At 72.1% G+C, this 16132-nt stretch carries 18 protein-coding genes; 17 read left to right on the top strand and 1 reads right to left on the bottom strand.

Annotation, left to right across the window (positions count from 1 at the left end):
• Positions 1-1493, top strand: a 1493-nt coding sequence (locus CCN33_RS07485) for an HD domain-containing protein (protein ID WP_140394485.1), incomplete at its 5' end; no start/stop codon positions are given.
• A 117-nt stretch (positions 1494-1610) separates the two neighbouring features.
• Entirely contained in the window at positions 1611-3161 is a 1551-nt protein-coding gene (gene ffh, locus CCN33_RS07490; RefSeq protein ID WP_086692486.1) for a signal recognition particle protein, read from the top strand.
• A gap of 73 nt (positions 3162-3234) precedes the next feature.
• On the opposite strand, the gene CCN33_RS07495 is transcribed toward ffh, so the two are convergent.
• Entirely contained in the window at positions 3235-4077 is an 843-nt protein-coding gene (locus CCN33_RS07495; protein ID WP_208621677.1) for a methyltransferase, read from the bottom strand.
• Positions 4078-4513: 436 nt separating this feature from the next.
• Between CCN33_RS07495 and CCN33_RS07500 the strand changes: the two genes are divergently transcribed.
• From CCN33_RS07500 to dprA, 15 genes are all read left to right on the top strand, one after another.
• Complete coding sequence (locus CCN33_RS07500) at positions 4514-5113, top strand: hypothetical protein (RefSeq protein WP_030808564.1); 600 nt, start codon at positions 4514-4516, stop codon at positions 5111-5113.
• A 273-nt stretch (positions 5114-5386) separates the two neighbouring features.
• Positions 5387-5809 carry a 30S ribosomal protein S16 gene (gene rpsP, locus CCN33_RS07505; protein ID WP_031183689.1) on the top strand — a complete coding sequence of 141 codons (423 nt, stop codon included), beginning with the start codon at positions 5387-5389 and terminating at the stop codon, positions 5807-5809.
• Positions 5810-5814: 5 nt separating this feature from the next.
• Positions 5815-6054 (top strand): RNA-binding protein, encoded by a 240-nt coding sequence (locus tag CCN33_RS07510; protein ID WP_005479813.1) that lies wholly within the window; start codon positions 5815-5817, stop codon positions 6052-6054.
• A gap of 82 nt (positions 6055-6136) precedes the next feature.
• Complete coding sequence (gene rimM / locus CCN33_RS07515) at positions 6137-6715, top strand: ribosome maturation factor RimM (protein ID WP_086692490.1); 579 nt, start codon at positions 6137-6139, stop codon at positions 6713-6715.
• Positions 6712-7545 carry a tRNA (guanosine(37)-N1)-methyltransferase TrmD gene (gene trmD, locus CCN33_RS07520; RefSeq protein WP_086692492.1) on the top strand — a complete coding sequence of 278 codons (834 nt, stop codon included), beginning with the start codon at positions 6712-6714 and terminating at the stop codon, positions 7543-7545. The genes rimM and trmD overlap by 4 nt, the downstream gene beginning before the upstream one ends.
• Before the next feature lie 135 nt (positions 7546-7680).
• Positions 7681-8031 carry a 50S ribosomal protein L19 gene (gene rplS / locus CCN33_RS07525; RefSeq protein WP_030808575.1) on the top strand — a complete coding sequence of 117 codons (351 nt, stop codon included), beginning with the start codon at positions 7681-7683 and terminating at the stop codon, positions 8029-8031.
• A 45-nt stretch (positions 8032-8076) separates the two neighbouring features.
• The gene (gene lepB, locus CCN33_RS07530) at positions 8077-8769 is read left to right on the top strand and encodes a signal peptidase I (protein ID WP_086692494.1); all 693 of its coding nucleotides are present in this window, start codon (positions 8077-8079) and stop codon (positions 8767-8769) included.
• Positions 8762-9871 (top strand): signal peptidase I, encoded by a 1110-nt coding sequence (gene lepB, locus CCN33_RS07535; RefSeq protein ID WP_140394486.1) that lies wholly within the window; start codon positions 8762-8764, stop codon positions 9869-9871. The genes lepB (CCN33_RS07530) and lepB (CCN33_RS07535) overlap by 8 nt, the downstream gene beginning before the upstream one ends.
• Positions 9837-10742, top strand: coding sequence for a signal peptidase I (gene lepB / locus CCN33_RS07540; protein ID WP_392225243.1), 906 nt, complete (start codon positions 9837-9839; stop codon positions 10740-10742). Before lepB (CCN33_RS07535) ends, lepB (CCN33_RS07540) begins: the two co-directional genes overlap by 35 nt.
• A gap of 200 nt (positions 10743-10942) precedes the next feature.
• Complete coding sequence (lepB, locus tag CCN33_RS07545; RefSeq protein WP_086692498.1) at positions 10943-11686, top strand: signal peptidase I; 744 nt, start codon at positions 10943-10945, stop codon at positions 11684-11686.
• Positions 11676-12182, top strand: a complete 507-nt coding sequence (locus CCN33_RS07550; RefSeq protein ID WP_086692500.1) for an NUDIX hydrolase — start codon at positions 11676-11678, stop codon at positions 12180-12182. Before lepB (CCN33_RS07545) ends, CCN33_RS07550 begins: the two co-directional genes overlap by 11 nt.
• Positions 12183-12238: 56 nt before the next feature.
• Positions 12239-12547, top strand: a complete 309-nt coding sequence (locus tag CCN33_RS07555; RefSeq protein WP_003993268.1) for a DUF2469 domain-containing protein — start codon at positions 12239-12241, stop codon at positions 12545-12547.
• 170 nt (positions 12548-12717) lie between these two features.
• Entirely contained in the window at positions 12718-13083 is a 366-nt protein-coding gene (locus tag CCN33_RS07560) for a YraN family protein (protein ID WP_086692502.1), read from the top strand.
• Positions 13084-14709, top strand: a complete 1626-nt coding sequence (locus tag CCN33_RS07565; RefSeq protein WP_086692504.1) for a YifB family Mg chelatase-like AAA ATPase — start codon at positions 13084-13086, stop codon at positions 14707-14709.
• Positions 14706-15863: a DNA-processing protein DprA gene (gene dprA, locus CCN33_RS07570; protein ID WP_086692506.1), complete on the top strand. Its 1158-nt coding sequence runs from the start codon at positions 14706-14708 to the stop codon at positions 15861-15863. The genes CCN33_RS07565 and dprA overlap by 4 nt, the downstream gene beginning before the upstream one ends.
• The last annotated feature ends 269 nt before the right edge of the window (positions 15864-16132 follow it).

Here is a 16132-nt window from a genome sequence, read left to right on the forward strand (position 1 = left end):
GCGTCGTCGAGCAGGACGGCGAGGCGGTCCTCGCCCGCACCGCCCGCCCCGAACGCGACCCCGTACTGCCCCTGCGCGCCGCGGCCGCCGCCGCACAGGCCGCCCTCCCGCTCTCCCCGCACGCCGTGCGGCGCATGGCCGCCACCGCGCGCCCCCTCCCCACTCCCTGGCCAGCCGAGGCCCGCGAACAGCTCATCACCCTGCTCGGCTCCGGACGCCCCACCGTCGACGTATGGGAAGCCCTGGAGGCCGAGGGCCTGATCAGCCGGCTGCTCCCGGACTGGGAACGGGTCCGCTGCCGGCCCCAGCGCAACGCCGTCCACCTCTGGACCGTCGACCGGCACCTCATCGAGACCGCCGTCCGCGCCTCCGCCCTCACCCGCCGCGTCAGCCGCCCCGACCTGCTTCTCGTCGCCGCCCTGCTGCACGACATCGGCAAGGGCTGGCCCGGCGACCACTCGGTGGCCGGCGAGATCATCGCCAAGGACGTCGCCGCCCGGCTCGGCTTCGACCGTGCCGACGTCGGCGTCCTCGCCACCCTCGTCCGGCACCACCTGCTGCTCGTCGAGACCGCCACCCGACGCGACCTCGACGACCCCGCCACCGTCCGCGCCGTCGCCGACGCCGTCGGCAGCGAGAGCACCCTGGAACTCCTGCACGCGCTCACCGAGGCCGACGCCCTCGCCACTGGCCCCGCCGCCTGGTCCACCTGGCGCGGCTCCCTCGTCACCGACCTCGTCCGCCGCGTCCTTGCCGTACTCGCCGGCGACCACCCCGGCACCGAGCCCGAACCCGCCGCGCCCACCGCCGAACAGGAACGCCTCGCCATCGAGGCCCACCGCACCGGCGGGCCGGTCCTCGCCCTGCGCGCCCAGGCCGAACCCGGTCCGCCGGAGGAGCCCGCGGAGACGGGCGAGCCGCTCGGCGTCGAGCTGGTCATCGCCGTACCCGACCAGCCCGGCGTGCTGCCCGCCCTCGCCGGGGTCCTCGCCCTGCACCGGCTCACCGTCCGCACGGGCGGCCTGCGCACACTGCGGCTGCCCGACGATGTCGACGACGACGGCTCCGTCCTGCTGCTCGACTGGCGGGTCGCCGCCGAGTACGGCTCGCTCCCGCAGTCCAGCCGGCTCCGCGCGGACCTCGTCCGTGCCCTCGACGGCTCCCTGGACATCACGAGCCGCCTCGCCGAGCGCGACGCCGCCTATCCCCGCCGTCGCGGCCGCGCGGCCCCGCCCCCGCGCGTCACGACCCGGACCGCCGCCTCCCGCCACGCCACGGTGATCGAGGTCCGCGCCCAGGACGCCCCCGGCCTCCTCTTCCGCATCGGCACGGCCCTGGAGAAGGCGGCGGTCCGGGTCCGCAGCATGCACGCCAGCACGCTGGGCGCCAACGCCGTGGATGCCTTCTACGTCACCAGCGGCACAGGGGCGCCTCTGCCCCCGGAGGACGCGACGGCGACCGCCCGCGTGCTGGAGGAGGCGCTGCGGGCCTGAGGCAGCTGCCGGTACTCCCCGCTCGCCGAGTGTGCCGGGCGGGGAGGAATCGCTTGCGCGGCCGGATACCCTGGAGGGCAGCCCAAAACGACTCCGACCTCGAGGACCGACGCCGCCGTGTTCGATACTCTCTCCGACCGCCTGTCAGCGACTTTCAAGTCTCTCCGGGGCAAGGGTCTGCTGACCGAGGCGGACGTCGACGCCACGGCGCGTGAGATCCGCATCGCCCTCCTCGAAGCGGACGTGGCGCTGCCTGTCGTCCGGTCGTTCATCAAGAACCTCAAGGAGCGCGCGCTCGGCGCCGAGGTCTCGCGGGCCCTGAACCCCGCCCAGCAGGTGCTCAAGATCGTCAACGACGAGCTGGTCACCATCCTGGGCGGCGAGACCCGCCGCCTGCGCTTCGCCAAGCAGCCGCCGACCGTGATCATGCTGGCCGGTCTCCAGGGTGCCGGTAAGACCACGCTCGCGGGCAAGCTCGGCCGCTGGCTGAAGGAGCAGGGCCACTCGCCGCTGCTCGTCGCCTGCGACCTCCAGCGCCCCAACGCCGTCAACCAGCTCAGCGTCGTCGCCGAGCGCGCCGGTGTCGCGGTGTACGCCCCCGAGCCGGGCAACGGCGTCGGCGACCCGGTCAAGGTGGCCAAGGACTCCATCGAGTTCGCCAAGGCCAAGGTCCACGACATCGTGATCGTGGACACCGCCGGCCGCCTGGGCATCGACCAGGAGATGATGCAGCAGGCCGCGGACATCCGCGACGCGGTCTCCCCGGACGAGATCCTCTTCGTCGTCGACGCCATGATCGGCCAGGACGCGGTCAACACCGCCGAGGCGTTCCGCGACGGCGTCGGCTTCGACGGCGTCGTGCTCTCCAAGCTCGACGGTGACGCCCGCGGTGGTGCGGCCCTGTCGATCCGGCAGATCACCGGCAAGCCGATCATGTTCGCGTCCAACGGCGAGAAGCTGGACGAGTTCGACGCGTTCCACCCCGACCGGATGGCCTCCCGCATCCTCGACATGGGTGACCTGCTCACCCTGATCGAGCAGGCGGAGAAGACGTTCAGTCAGGAAGAGGCCGAGAAGATGGCCTCGAAGCTGGCGTCGAAGAAGGGCCAGGACTTCACCCTGGACGACTTCCTGTCCCAGATGGAGCAGGTCAGGAAGATGGGCAGCATCAGCAAGCTGCTCGGCATGCTCCCGGGCATGGGCCAGATCAAGGAGCAGATCAACAACATCGACGAGCGGGACGTGGACCGCACGGCCGCCATCATCAAGTCGATGACCCCGGCCGAGCGCACCGACCCGACCATCATCAACGGCTCCCGCCGCGCCCGTATCGCCAAGGGTTCCGGTGTCGAGGTCAGCGCGGTGAAGGGCCTGGTGGAGCGGTTCTTCGAGGCGCGCAAGATGATGTCCCGCATGGCCCAGGGCGGCGGGATGCCGGGCATGCCGGGCATGCCGGGCATGGGCGGCGGCCCCGGCCGCACCAAGAAGCAGCCCAAGAAGGCCAAGGGCAAGCAGCGTTCGGGCAACCCGATGAAGCGCAAGCAGCAGGAGCTGGAGGAGGCCCAGCGCCGCGAGGCCGCCGCGCAGGGCGGCAACGCGCTCGGTCTGCCCCAGCAGGGCGGCAAGGACTTCGAACTCCCCGACGAGTTCAAGAAGTTCATGGGCTGAAACCGGTCCCGCGCACATGCCGAGGGCGCCCCTTCTTCGTGAGGGGGCGCCCTTCGCGCATCAGGGTGCGGCCCTAGGGCACGCGGGCGATCAGGTAGCGGAAGACGTTCGGCATCCAGACCGTCCCGTCCGGGCGCCGGTAGGGGTGCAGGGACTCGGTCAGCTCCTTGCCGACCTGTTTGCGGTCCGTCGCCGCTACAGCCGCGTCGAACAGCCCGGTCGACACCAGCCCGCGTACCGCGCTGTCGGTGTCGGCGTACCCGAACGGGCAGGCCACCCGGCCGGAGCCGTCCGGCCTCAGTCCCGCGCGCAGGGCGACCTCCTCCAGGTCGTCCCGGCGGGCCGGGCGCCAGGTGCGGGCGCCGCGCAGCGGTTCGGCCAGCTTGGCGGCGACCCGCAGGACGGTGGAGGTGGCGCACCGCTCGGGCGGGCCCCAGCCGGCCAGCACCACGGCGGCCCCGGGCGCGGCCAGCGGCAGCGCGGCGGCGAGGGTGTCGTCGAGGTCGGCGGAGTCGTCGAGGGCGCCGACCGTCTCGTAGGCGGTCACGAGGGTGTACGGAGGTGTGTCGTCGTCGGCCGCGTCCGCGGGGGAGTCCGCCTGCACGAGCCGGGCGTCCAGGGGGCCGTCCGGGTCCAGGCGTTCCCGGGCGAGGGCGAGGTGTTCGGTGCGGGAGTCGACGCCGGTGACGGCCGCGCCCTTGGCGGCCGCCAGCAGCAGGGCGAGCCCGGAGCCGCAGGAAAGGCCCAGCAGTCGGGTGCCCGGTCCCACTTCGAGGCGCTCGTGGACGGTCTCGTGGAGCGGCAGAAGCATCCGCTCCTGGATCTCCGACCAGTCGCGCGCGCGTTTGCGGGGGTTCACGCGGGGTGGTGCGGAACCCGCGTGGGCCAGGTGCTCCCGCACGAGCGTAGGTGTCATAGGTAGCGCCCCAATCCGCCGGCTGTCCGTCGCTGTGCCCGGTGTGTGGCCCCCGTGTGCCGTGCGTGCGCACTTTCCACGTATGCCAGGTAACTCCCGGCTCGCCGTGTCGTCCAGTGGTCGTGGGGCCCGGCTTGCCCCCGGATGGCGCGTGTGGCTCGAATTCACGCCCCCGCAACGCTGCCGCGCACCACCTGGTTCGGCGGCGCTCGGGGGCACCCGGTAACGTGCGGGTTCCGGCGGTGGCAGTAGCCCCGCCGACGCCGGTGGCCGTACGTCTGGCTACGCACCGGCTTGTGGGGAGCTGCGAGGCTTCTCCGTGAAACGGCGGACCCGCCCTCGTCAAGACGCATCGGCGACAACTGACGGGTAGGTGCAAATTATTTGAGATGCCCCGGAATAGGAACACAGCGGCACCCCCGCTCGTTGTCATTACGTGAGCACGACACAGACACCACCTGTTCTCGCCGCGGAGCTGGCACAGGCGTGGGCCGATATTCAGCGGTACCACCCCGAGCTGCCCGACCTCGCCGCACCGGAATCACTGATCGGGGAGTCGTCGTCCGCGTGCGGGCACGAGCTCTCCTTCGAGCGGCTGCTGCACGAGGCGGTGCACGGCATCGCCGCCTCCCGCGGGGTGCGCGACACCTCGCGGGCCGGCCGCTACCACAACCGCCGTTTCCTCGCCGTCGCCGAGGAGCTGGGCCTGGACCACCCCGAGGAACCGCATCCCAGCAGCGGTTTCTCGCTGGTCACGCTCAACCCCGAGGCCAAGCGGCGTTACCGTCCGACCATCGACCGGCTGCAGCGGGCGCTGAAGGCGCACACGGTGGCCACCTCCGCCGACACCTCGCGCACCTTCAGGGGCCCGGCCGCCCGGCACGGCTCCTCCGGGGGCGGGGTCCGGGTCAAGGCGGTCTGCGACTGCGGGCGCAACGTCCGGGTGGTCCCCTCGGTCCTGGCGCAGGCGCCGATCATGTGCGGCGGCTGCGGCAAACCGTTCCGCATCCCGGAGGCGGTGGCAGCGGCGAGCTGACGAGACGGCTGCTCGTGGCAGCCGTACGGTCAGCTTCCCTCCGCCCGGCGGGCGGGCGCAGGCGCGGCGCCGGGCGCCTCCCAGGCATGCCCGGGATCGCCGACCGTGTCCCTGGGCGCCCCGCCGGGTGTGGCACAATGTCTAGCTGTACTCGACAGTCGCACAGGACCCCTCTCTCCTCCGGCTGACGCGTCCATCGGGCACTCGGGTACCGCAACCCCACGCGGCAACTCCGCCGTGCCCAACACGTCAATTCCAGGAGAACTCACTCCCGTGGCAGTCAAGATCAAGCTGAAGCGTCTGGGCAAGATCCGTTCGCCTCACTACCGCATCGTCGTCGCCGACTCCCGTACCCGCCGTGACGGCCGGGCCATCGAGGAGATCGGCAAGTACCACCCGACCTACAACCCGTCGGTCATGGAGGTGGACGCCGATCGCGTCGCCTACTGGCTGGGTGTCGGTGCGCAGCCGACCGAGCCGGTGCTCGCCATTCTGAAGAAGACCGGCGACTGGCAGAAGTTCAAGGGCGAGCCGGCCCCCGCGCCGCTCCTCGTCGCCGCGCCGAAGGCCGAGCGTCCGTCGTTCGAGGGCCTCGGCTCCGACGACGACAACAAGGGTGAGGCCATCACCCAGAAGAAGAAGGCTGAGAAGAAGGACGAGGCGGCCGCTGAGTCCGCCGAGTCGACCGAGGCCTGAGCAGCATGCTCGAAGAGGCGCTTGAGCACCTCGTGAAGGGCATCGTCGACAACCCCGACGATGTGCAGGTCGCCTCGCGCGACCTGCGCCGCGGGCGCGTGCTGGAGGTCCGGGTGCACCCCGACGACCTCGGTAAGGTGATCGGCCGCAACGGCCGCACCGCGCGCGCTCTGCGTACCGTCGTGGGCGCCATCGGCGGCCGCGGTGTCCGCGTCGACCTCGTCGACGTGGACCACGTCCGCTGACGCTTCATAGCAACCGGCTCGGGCCGGGGAGGGCCACTGGGCCGTCCCCGGCCCGCAGTCGTATGACAGGAGATCTGTACTCGTGCAGTTGGTAGTCGCACGGATCGGCCGTGCTCATGGCATCAAGGGTGAGGTCACCGTCGAGGTGCGGACCGACGAGCCGGAGTCGCGGCTCGCACCGGGCGCCGTCCTGGCCACCGACCCGGCGTCCGTCGGGCCGCTCACCATCGCCACCGGCCGCGTGCACAGCGGCCGTCTCCTCCTGCGCTTCGAGGGCGTCGGCGACCGCACCGGCGCGGAGGCGCTGCGCAACACGCTGCTGATCGCCGACGTCGATCCGGAGGAGATGCCGGAGGACGAGGACGAGTACTACGACCATCAGCTCATCGACCTCGACGTGGTCACCGAGGACGGCACGGAGGTGGGCCGGATCACCGAGATCTCCCATCTGCCCTCCCAGGACCTCTTCATCGTGGAGCGCCCGGACGGCAGCGAGGTGCTGATCCCGTTCGTGGCGGAGATCGTCAGCGAGATCGACCTGGACGAGCAGCGGGCGGTCATCACGCCGCCGCCCGGCCTGATCGACGACCGGGCCGAGATCGCTTCCGCGCGGGACGAGGCCGCGGAGGCTGCCCCGCGCGACGAGGACGAGGACGCATGAGGCTCGACGTCGTCACGATCTTCCCGGAGTACCTGGAACCGCTGAACGTCTCCCTCGTCGGCAAGGCCCGCGCGCGCGGCCGGCTCGACGTGAACGTCCACGACCTGCGCTCCTGGACCTACGACCGGCACAACACGGTCGACGACACCCCGTACGGCGGCGGTCCCGGCATGGTCATGAAGACCGAGCCCTGGGGCGACGCCCTGGACACCGTGCTGGCCGACGGCTACGAGTCGGGCGCGCACAGCCCCGCCCTGATCGTGCCGACCCCGAGCGGCCGCCCCTTCACCCAGGAACTCGCCGTCGAGCTGTCGGAACGCCCCTGGCTGGTCTTCACCCCGGCCCGCTACGAGGGCATCGACCGCCGGGTCATGGACGAGTACGCGACCCGGATGCCGGTCTACGAGGTCTCCATCGGGGACTACGTCCTCGCAGGCGGTGAGGCGGCCGTCCTGGTGGTCACCGAGGCCGTGGCCCGGCTGCTGCCCGGCGTGCTCGGCAACGCCGAGTCGCACCGGGACGACTCCTTCGCCCCCGGCGCGATGGCCAACCTCCTGGAGGGGCCGGTCTACACCAAGCCGCCCGAGTGGCGGGGCCATGGGATCCCGGACGTGCTGCTCAGCGGGCACCACGGCAGGATCGCGCGCTGGCGGCGGGACGAGGCGATGCGCCGCACCACCGCCAACCGGCCCGACCTGATCGAACGCTGCGACCCCGCGACGCTCGACAAGAAGGACCGGGAGATGCTCTCCATCCTGGGCTGGTCCCCGGACCCGGAGGGCCACTCGTCCGGGCGATTTTGGCGCAGGAGCGAGGGCGTGGAACAATAGGCCGCTGTTGTGCGTCCGTCCGGCGTGCGCCCCTGCCACAGGGGGACACGACGCCCGTTCCGACCCGCACGGCAGACCTCTTCGAACATCTAGTTCCGTTGATGACCTGTGGCATCAGCGAAGAAAGCAGACGAAATGTCTCACCTGCTCGACACCGTCGACTCCGCGTCGCTGCGCACCGACGTCCCGGCCTTCCGCCCGGGTGACACCGTCAACGTGCACGTCCGCGTCATCGAGGGCAACCGCTCGCGTGTGCAGCAGTTCAAGGGCGTCGTGATCCGCCGCCAGGGTTCGGGCGTCCGCGAGACCTTCACGGTCCGCAAGGTCTCCTTCTCCGTCGGCGTGGAGCGTACCTTCCCGGTGCACACCCCGATCGTCGAGAAGATCGAGCTCGTCACCCGCGGTGACGTGCGCCGCGCCAAGCTGTACTACCTCCGTGAGCTGCGCGGCAAGGCCGCGAAGATCAAGGAGAAGCGCGACAACTGAGCGCCTGCCTTCAGTCGTTACGGGGCCGGATAGCATCTGGCCCCGATGGACACCGAAGCACAGCCCGCCGAACGCGACCGTTCCCGCCCACCCGGTACACCGGGTACGCGGGACCGGTCGCGTTTCGCGTTGGCCCCGCTCGCCGAGCGGGTGCCGGGCGGCCGGTTCACCCTGACGCTCCTCACCTGCCTCGTCTTCCTGCTGCTCCTGAGCACGTTCGTGGTGCGGCCGTTCGAGATTCCGAGCGGTTCCATGGAGCGCGGATTGAGGGTCGGGGACCGCGTGCTCGTAAACAAGTTGGCGTACCGTTTCGGTGCCCGTCCGAGCCGCGGTGACGTGGTGGTGTTCGACGGGACCGGCTACTTCGGGCACGCCGACTACATCAAGCGCGTTGTAGGGGTGGGAGGCGACCACGTGGTCTGCTGCGACAGGGAGGGGAGGATCGAGGTGAACGGCCACCCGGTCGACGAGACGGGGTTCCTCTATCCGGGGGACAGCGCGTCCGGCGTGCCCTTCGACGTGGTGGTGCCCGACGGCCGCCTCTTCCTGCTCGGTGACCACCGCGCCCGCTCCAGCGACTCCCGCGACCACCTCGGCTCGCCCGGCGGCGGCATGGTCCCGGTGGAGGACGTGGTGGGCCGCGCCGACTGGATCGTCTGGCCGTACGGCCACTGGACGCGCATCGAGCGCCCCGGCGCCTACGCGCACGTACCTGCCGCGGAGGCCGCGCATGGGTAACCGGGCAAGGCCGCGCGGGGTGTCCGGCGCGGCCGCCGACAATCCGCTGCCCACCGGCGCCCGCCGGACCTCCCGGCCGAGCGCCGGCCGTTCGCGGGCGGAGCGGCGCAAGCTCCAGCGCAAGGTGAAGCGCAAACGCAGACGATCGGCGGTGCGGGAGATCCCGCTGCTGCTCGGGGTCGCGGTGCTGATCGCGCTGGTGCTGAAGACCTTCCTGGTGCAGGCGTTCGTGATCCCCTCCGGCTCGATGGAGCAGACGATCCGGATCGGGGACCGGGTGCTGGTCGACAAGTTCACCCCCTGGTTCGGCTCCCGGCCGGCGCGCGGTGACGTGGTGGTGTTCCACGATCCGGGCGGCTGGCTGACCGGCGAGGAAGCGCCCAAGAAGAACGACCCGGTCGTGGTCAAGCAGGTCAAGGAGGGGCTGACCTTCATCGGCCTGCTCCCCTCGGACAACGAGAAGGACCTGATCAAGCGGGTCATCGGGGTGGGCGGCGACCATGTGAAGTGCTGTGACGCCGAGGGGCGGGTCACGGTCAACGGCGCCCCGCTCACCGAGGGCGCCTACATCTATCCCGGCAACGCCCCCTCCGCGACCTCCTTCGACATCACGGTGCCCAAGGGCCGCCTGTGGGTGATGGGCGACCACCGGGGCAACTCCGCCGACTCCCGCTTCCACCAGAACCTCCCGTACGGCGGGACCGTCTCCGAGGAGTCGGTCGTCGGCCGGGCGATGTTCATCGGCTGGCCCTTCGCGCACTGGACGCGCCTGGACGAACCTAAAACCTTCGCAAGCGTCACCGACGCGGCCTCCGGGGCGAGTGCGGCCCGTGCCCCGTCGCATAGGGTTGCCCCCTACGATCCGAACGGACTGACCCAGCTCCCGACCCCTGCGGAACTCCCGCTCGTTATGGGAGTGGTGGGCCTGCACCGTGCATGGGGCAGGCGGCGGCACAGAGTAAGGAGTTGGCGTGGGGGATGTGGCGGTTGGCGCACGGTCGGGGCACGACGGCGAGGAGCACCGCGGGCACCCCGTGGGATCCGACGCCTCGGCCCCGGACGGCGCCGTGAACTCCGGGAACGGCTTCGCGGCGGCCGGTGACGGCACCCCGCCCGGCCGGCCCCCGCATACCGACGAGGGCGGTGGCGGCGGCGGTGCCGCGCGCCGGCCGGAGAAGCAGCGCTCGTTCTGGAAGGAACTGCCGATCCTCGTCGGTATCGCGCTGGTCCTGGCCCTGCTGATCAAGACGTTCCTGGTGCAGGCGTTCTCGATCCCGTCCGACTCGATGCAGAACACCCTCCAGCAGGGTGACCGCGTCCTGGTGGACAAGCTCACCCCCTGGTTCGGCTCCGAGCCCGAGCGCGGCGAGGTCGTCGTCTTCCACGACCCCGGCCAGTGGCTGGCGGGCGAGCCGACGCCGGAGCAGAACGCGGTGCAGAAGGCGCTGAGCTGGATCGGCCTGATGCCGTCCGCCGAGGAGAAGGACCTCATCAAGCGCGTGATCGGCGTCGGCGGCGACACGGTCGAGTGCGAGGGCAGCGCCCCGCTGAAGGTCAACGGCAAGGCGCTCGACGAGCCGTACGTCTACCCCGGCAACACGCCGTGCAGCGTGGACGACCAGGGCGGCCAGTTCAAGGTCAAGGTGCCCGAGGGCTACATCTGGGTGATGGGCGACCACCGCCAGAACTCGCGGGACTCGCGGTACAACCAGACCGACGAGAACCACGGGATGGTGCCGGTCAAGGACGTCGTCGGGCGCGCGATCGTGAAGGCGTGGCCCATCAACCGCTGGGGCACCCTGCCGATCCCGGACACCTTCGACCAGCCGGGCCTGGACACGCAGAGCTCGGCCGCCGCTTCGCTGCCGTACGCGCCGGGCGCGGGTGCGGTCGCGCTCGTGGTGCCGGTGGCGGTGTGGCGCCGCCGCAAGGGCACTCGTCCCGCTGCCGCCGAGGCCGCGCGCGAGGTGTGAGCTCGGGGGCGCTCGAGGTGTGAGCTCGCGCGGCACCAGAGGTGCGACCCACGGGCACTGCCGAGGGCGGTGTTTCCCGGAGACCCGGTGAAGAACCGGTCACCGGGGGACACCGCCCTCGCGGCTTTCCGGCCCGGTGTGCTACCAAAGGCGGATCGTGGCAGGCCGGGCGACCCCGGCGGAGGGGACCGGGAGACGACATGGCGAGTGCCCAAGGCGGGGAGTCCAAGGGCGGCCTCGGCGGGAAACTGTCGGGCGTGGCGGTGGCCCTGGGCCTGCTGCTCTTCCTGGCCGGCTTCGGCTGGGCAGCGGTGAGCTACCGGCCCTACACCGTGCCGACCAGCTCGATGACCCCCACCATCGACGCCGGGGACCGGGTGCTGGCCCAGCGGGTCGACGGCGCGGACGTGCGCCGGGGTGACGTGGTGGTGTTCAGCGACAAGAGCTGGGTGACCGGTGCCGACGTGGTCAAGCGGGTGGTCGCGGTCGGCGGGGACACCGTCGCCTGCTGCACCGACGGCAAGCTCAGCGTCAACGGCAAGCCGGTCGACGAGCCCTATCTGCCCAAGGGCACCCCGGCCGAGGCCAAGGGCTTTCCGACGGTGACCGTGCCCCACGGCCGCCTGTTCCTGCTCGGCGACGAGCGCCAGGGCTCGCTGGACTCCACCGCGCACCTCACCGACGCCGCCGAGGGCACGGTGAGCCGCGGTGCCGTGCACGCCCGCGTGGACTCCGTGGTCTGGCCGATGCGCGGCATGCTGACCCGGCCGACCGGGTTCGAGGCGCTGGGCACGCTGTCGGAGCCGGGCCCGCTGCCGCTGATCGAGGTGATGATCGTCGCCGGTGCGGTGCTGGTCCTGGGCGGTGCCGCCTACGGCCCGATCGCGGCGCGCGTGGGCCGCTCCCGCGCCCGGAGCAGCGCGGAGCCCGTCCATGCCGGCTGAGGACACCTGTGCGGGCGGCCTGCGCAAAGTCGCCCGTGTGGTGCTGCTCGACCCCGCCGACCGCGTTCTGCTGCTCCACGGCCACGAGCCGGACGACCCGGCCGACGACTGGTGGTTCACCCCCGGCGGCGGTGTGGAGGGCGCCGAGACCCGTGAGCAGGCCGCGCTCCGTGAACTGGTCGAGGAGACCGGCATCACCGAGGTCGACCTGGGCCCGGTGCTGTGGCGCCGCCGGTGCTCCTTCCCGTTCGCCGGGCGCAGGTGGGACCAGGACGAGTGGTACTACCTGGCCCGTACGACACAGACGGTGACGGCCGCCCTCGGGCTGACCGAGCTGGAGCGGCGCAGTGTGTCGGGAGCGCGCTGGTGGACGTGTCGGGAACTCGAGCAGGCGCATGAGACGGTGTATCCGACCAGGCTCGCCGGGCTGCTGCGCACGCTGCTCGACGAGGGTCCCCCGGCCACGCCCGTGACCCTCGACACGGAAATCGTCTGAGGGTTCGCCGGACTGGCGCACAATGGGGGGATCGCACGGCTGAAGGGGAAGCTGCCATGAGCGCCGAGGACCTCGAGAAGTACGAGACCGAGATGGAGCTGAAGCTCTACCGGGAGTACCGCGACGTCGTCGGTCTGTTCAAATACGTGATCGAGACGGAACGGCGCTTCTACCTCACCAACGACTACGAGATGCAGGTGCACTCGGTCCAGGGCGAGGTGTTCTTCGAGGTGTCGATGGCCGACGCCTGGGTGTGGGACATGTACCGCCCGGCACGGTTCGTCAAGCAGGTCCGGGTATTGACGTTCAAGGACGTGAACATCGAGGAGCTGAACAAGAGCGATCTGGAGTTGCCGAGCGGGTGAGGGCGCTCGGAAGCAGCTGTGAGTCGGCTCTGAGTTCGCCCGGGTAGGGCCGCGCCGGTCGTCTCGTCACTCAGACGGGTGGCGGAGATATCCACAAGCGCGGCTCCGTCCACCAAGATCCACTTCTTTCGGTGTGCCCCGTCACGGTGGGTGCCGGAGGTGGTGCCGACATGACCAAGGCACGCAGTGGACTGGGCAGGTACGGCGAGGATCTGGCCGCGCGGCGGCTGACCGAGGCCGGGATGAGCATCCTGGAGCGCAACTGGCGCTGCGGACGCTCGGGAGAGATCGACATCGTGGCGCGGGACGGCGGCACGCTGGTCGTCTGCGAGGTGAAGACCCGGCGCGGCGGCGAGTTCCAGCACCCGATGGCCGCCGTCACGCCCGAGAAGGCGCGACGGCTGCTGGACCTGGCCGAGCGATGGGTGCATACCCACGGCGGAGCGCCGCCGGACGGGGTCCGGGTCGATCTGGTCGGGGTGCTGCTGCCCCGGCGCGGCGCGCCCGCCGTGGAGCACGCGCGGGGGGTGGCCTGAATGGGATTCGCCCGCACCTGCTCGGTGGCCCTGGTCGGTGTCGAGGGTGTCCTCGTCGAGGTCCAGGCCGACCTCGAGCCCGGAGTGGCGGCCTTCACCCTGGTGGGGCTGCCGGACAAGAGCCTGACGGAGAGCCGGGACCGGGTCCGGGCCGCCGTGGTGAACTCCGGGGGCGAGTGGCCGCAGAAGAAACTCACCGTGGGACTCAGCCCGGCCTCGGTGCCCAAGGCCGGCTCGGGCTTCGATCTCGCCGTGGCGAGCGCCGTGCTCGGCGCGGCCGAGCGCGTCGATCCCAGGGTGCTGGCCGACATCGTCATGATCGGCGAACTCGGGCTGGACGGCCGGGTCCGGCCGGTCCGGGGCATCCTGCCCGCCGTCCTGGCCGCCGCCGACGCCGGGTACACCCAGGTCGTCGTGCCCGAGTGCGCCGCGGCCGAGGCCGCGCTGGTGCCCGGGGTGTCCGTCCTCGGCGTACGCAGCCTGCGCCAGCTCATCGCCGTCCTCGCGGACGAACCGGTACCCGAGGAGGAGCCGGACGCTCCCGGGCGTCCCGATCCGCTCCTCGCCGGGCTCCGGATGCCGGGTACCGGCTCGGCCACCGGTATGCACAGCGCCGGGGCGGCCCAGCACGACCAGGGCCACGACCTGGCCGACGTGGTGGGCCAGACCTCGGCCCGTACGGCGGTGGAAGTGGCGGCGGCCGGCGGTCACCACCTCTTCCTCGAAGGCCCGCCCGGCGCGGGCAAGACGATGCTCGCCGAACGGCTCCCCGCCGTACTGCCCCGGCTGACCCGGCAGGACTCCCTGGAGGTCACCGCCGTGCACTCGGTGGCCGGGCTGCTGCCTCCGGGCAAGCCGCTCATCGACGTGGCGCCCTACTGCGCCCCGCATCACTCGGCCACCATGCAGTCGCTGGTCGGCGGCGGCCCAGGCGTCGCCCGGCCCGGTGCCGTCTCCCTGGCCCACCGGGGCGTGCTGTTCCTGGACGAGGCGCCCGAGTTCCACACCCAGACACTGGACGCGCTGCGACAGCCCCTGGAGTCCGGGCATGTGGTGATCGCGCGGAGTGCGGGCGTGGTGCGGTTCCCGGCGCGGTTCCTGATGGTGCTGGCTGCCAACCCCTGCCCGTGCGGGCGCTTCTCCCAGCGCGACTCCCTGTGCGACTGCCCGCCCTCGGCGATCCGGCGCTACCAGTCCCGGCTCTCCGGCCCGCTGATGGACCGGGTGGACCTGCGGGTGGAGGTCGATCCGGTGACCCGCGCCCAGTTGACCGACCCCGGTGCGCGCGGCGAGTCCACCGCGACCGTGGCCGACCGGGTGCGCGAGGCACGGCAGCGGGTGGCGGCCCGGCTGTCCGGCACACCGTGGGCCACCAACAGCGAGGTGCCAGGACGGGAGCTGCGCAGCCGCTTCCACGCCGTCGCGGGTGCGATGGACGAGGCCGAGCGCAGTCTGGAGCGCGGCGTGCTCACCGCACGCGGCATCGACCGGGTGCTGCGGGTGGCGTGGACCGTCGCCGACCTGCTCGGACACGACCGCCCGGACGCCGGGGACGTGGCCCTCGCCCTGCAACTGCGCACCGGCGTCCCCCGCGGCGTCCCCATGGCCATCGGAGCCGTGGCATGACGGCGGACCGAGCGGCGCAGGAGCGCATCGGGCGGGTGTTCCTCACCCGCGTGATCGAACCCGGCGACGACGTCGGCGGCCGGTGGCTGCGTCTTTTCGGGGTGCCGGAAGTGGTGCGGCGGCTGCGGGAGGCCGGCGACCCGCTGCCGGGGGTGAACGGCACCCGCTGGCGGGGACTGCTGGCACGGGCGGCGCGCGCGGAGCCGGAGGCGGATCTGGCGGCCGCGCGGGAGGCGGGGGCGCGGTTCGTGTGTCCCGGGGACGCCGAGTGGCCCGCCCAGCTCGACGACCTGGGCGACGGACGCCCGGTGGGTCTGTGGGTGCGCGGCAGACCGGGGCTGCGGATGTGGGCGCTGCGTTCCGTGGCCGTCGTCGGGGCCCGCGCCTGCACCGAGTACGGCGCCCATGTGGCGGCCACCCTTGCCGCCGGGCTGGCCGAACAGGGCTGGGTCGTCGTCTCCGGCGGAGCGTACGGGGTCGACGGCGCCGCTCACCGGGGTGCCCTCGCGGCCGACGGAGCCACCGTCGCCGTGGTGGCCTCGGGGGTGGACCAGGCGTACCCGCGCGGGCACGCCGCGCTGATCGACCGGATCGCTCAACAGGGTCTCGTCATCGGGGAGTTGCCGCCCGGTGATCATCCGACGCCCAGCCGTTTCATCGTCCGCAACCGGGTGATCGCAGCGCTCACGCGGGGCACGGTCGTCGTGGAGGCCGCCTGCCGCAGTGGCTCGCTCGCCACCGCCCGAGCCGCCCAGCGGCTGGGCAGATTCACCATGGGAGTACCCGGCCCGGTGACCAGCGGGCGCTCCGCCGGGGTGCACGAACTGCTGCGCGGGGAGGCGGTGCTCGTCACCGACGCCGCGGACGTCGTCGAACTAGTCGGCGGGATCGGTGAACTGGCCCCGCCCCGGCGCGGCCCGGTGCTCCCGCGCGACCTGCTCGACCCCGACGCGGCCACCGTCCTCGCCGCCCTGCCCACCGTCCGCCCGGCCGCGCCCGACGAGATCGCCCGCGAGGCGCGCACCACCCGAGAGGAGGCCGTCGCCCGGCTGTACGAGCTTCGAGCGCTTGGCTATGTCGAACGACACGACGACGGCTGGAAGTTGACACGCCAGGCGATGCTCCCGGTCGGGACGGACCCGCACCCGCCCTGACCAAGGGTGTTCGGCCGTCCGGGGGAATCCTCTACGCCCTTGGGATTCAACGGAGTTGACGCGCGTAACCGGTCACGCTGAGCGAACCGGGTGAAGCGGGGGAGCGGGGTCGCACAGGGGTGCGCGCACGGGTGGCGCCTCACTGTTCGCACACCGCGACTCCTCAGTCACGCTACGCTCACGAAAGCTCGGCCACGGACGGGCCGGCCCGGTCCGCACCCCCCTGCGTGGCCCGCGCCCACCGACGACCCGGTATCCAGCCCCTACCC

This window comes from Streptomyces recifensis, assembly GCF_002154615.1.
GTDB classification, from domain to species: Bacteria; Actinomycetota; Actinomycetes; order Streptomycetales; family Streptomycetaceae; genus Streptomyces; species Streptomyces griseoluteus.

What these genes read in the sequence shown, in the direction of transcription:
- CCN33_RS07555 (WP_003993268.1), top strand. Translation starts at nt 12,239, where the DNA reads ATGAGCGCCGAGGACCTCGAGAAGTACGAGACCGAGATGGAGCTGAAG.
- CCN33_RS07495 (WP_208621677.1), bottom strand. Translation starts at nt 4,077, where the DNA reads ATGACACCTACGCTCGTGCGGGAGCACCTGGCCCACGCGGGTTCCGCA.
- CCN33_RS07510 (WP_005479813.1), top strand. Translation starts at nt 5,815, where the DNA reads ATGCTCGAAGAGGCGCTTGAGCACCTCGTGAAGGGCATCGTCGACAAC.
- CCN33_RS07550 (WP_086692500.1), top strand. Translation starts at nt 11,676, where the DNA reads ATGCCGGCTGAGGACACCTGTGCGGGCGGCCTGCGCAAAGTCGCCCGT.
- CCN33_RS07560 (WP_086692502.1), top strand. Translation starts at nt 12,718, where the DNA reads ATGACCAAGGCACGCAGTGGACTGGGCAGGTACGGCGAGGATCTGGCC.
- lepB (WP_140394486.1), top strand. Translation starts at nt 8,762, where the DNA reads ATGGGTAACCGGGCAAGGCCGCGCGGGGTGTCCGGCGCGGCCGCCGAC.
- dprA (WP_086692506.1), top strand. Translation starts at nt 14,706, where the DNA reads ATGACGGCGGACCGAGCGGCGCAGGAGCGCATCGGGCGGGTGTTCCTC.
- lepB (WP_086692498.1), top strand. Translation starts at nt 10,943, where the DNA reads ATGGCGAGTGCCCAAGGCGGGGAGTCCAAGGGCGGCCTCGGCGGGAAA.
- lepB (WP_086692494.1), top strand. Translation starts at nt 8,077, where the DNA reads ATGGACACCGAAGCACAGCCCGCCGAACGCGACCGTTCCCGCCCACCC.
- trmD (WP_086692492.1), top strand. Translation starts at nt 6,712, where the DNA reads ATGAGGCTCGACGTCGTCACGATCTTCCCGGAGTACCTGGAACCGCTG.
- CCN33_RS07565 (WP_086692504.1), top strand. Translation starts at nt 13,084, where the DNA reads ATGGGATTCGCCCGCACCTGCTCGGTGGCCCTGGTCGGTGTCGAGGGT.
- rplS (WP_030808575.1), top strand. Translation starts at nt 7,681, where the DNA reads ATGTCTCACCTGCTCGACACCGTCGACTCCGCGTCGCTGCGCACCGAC.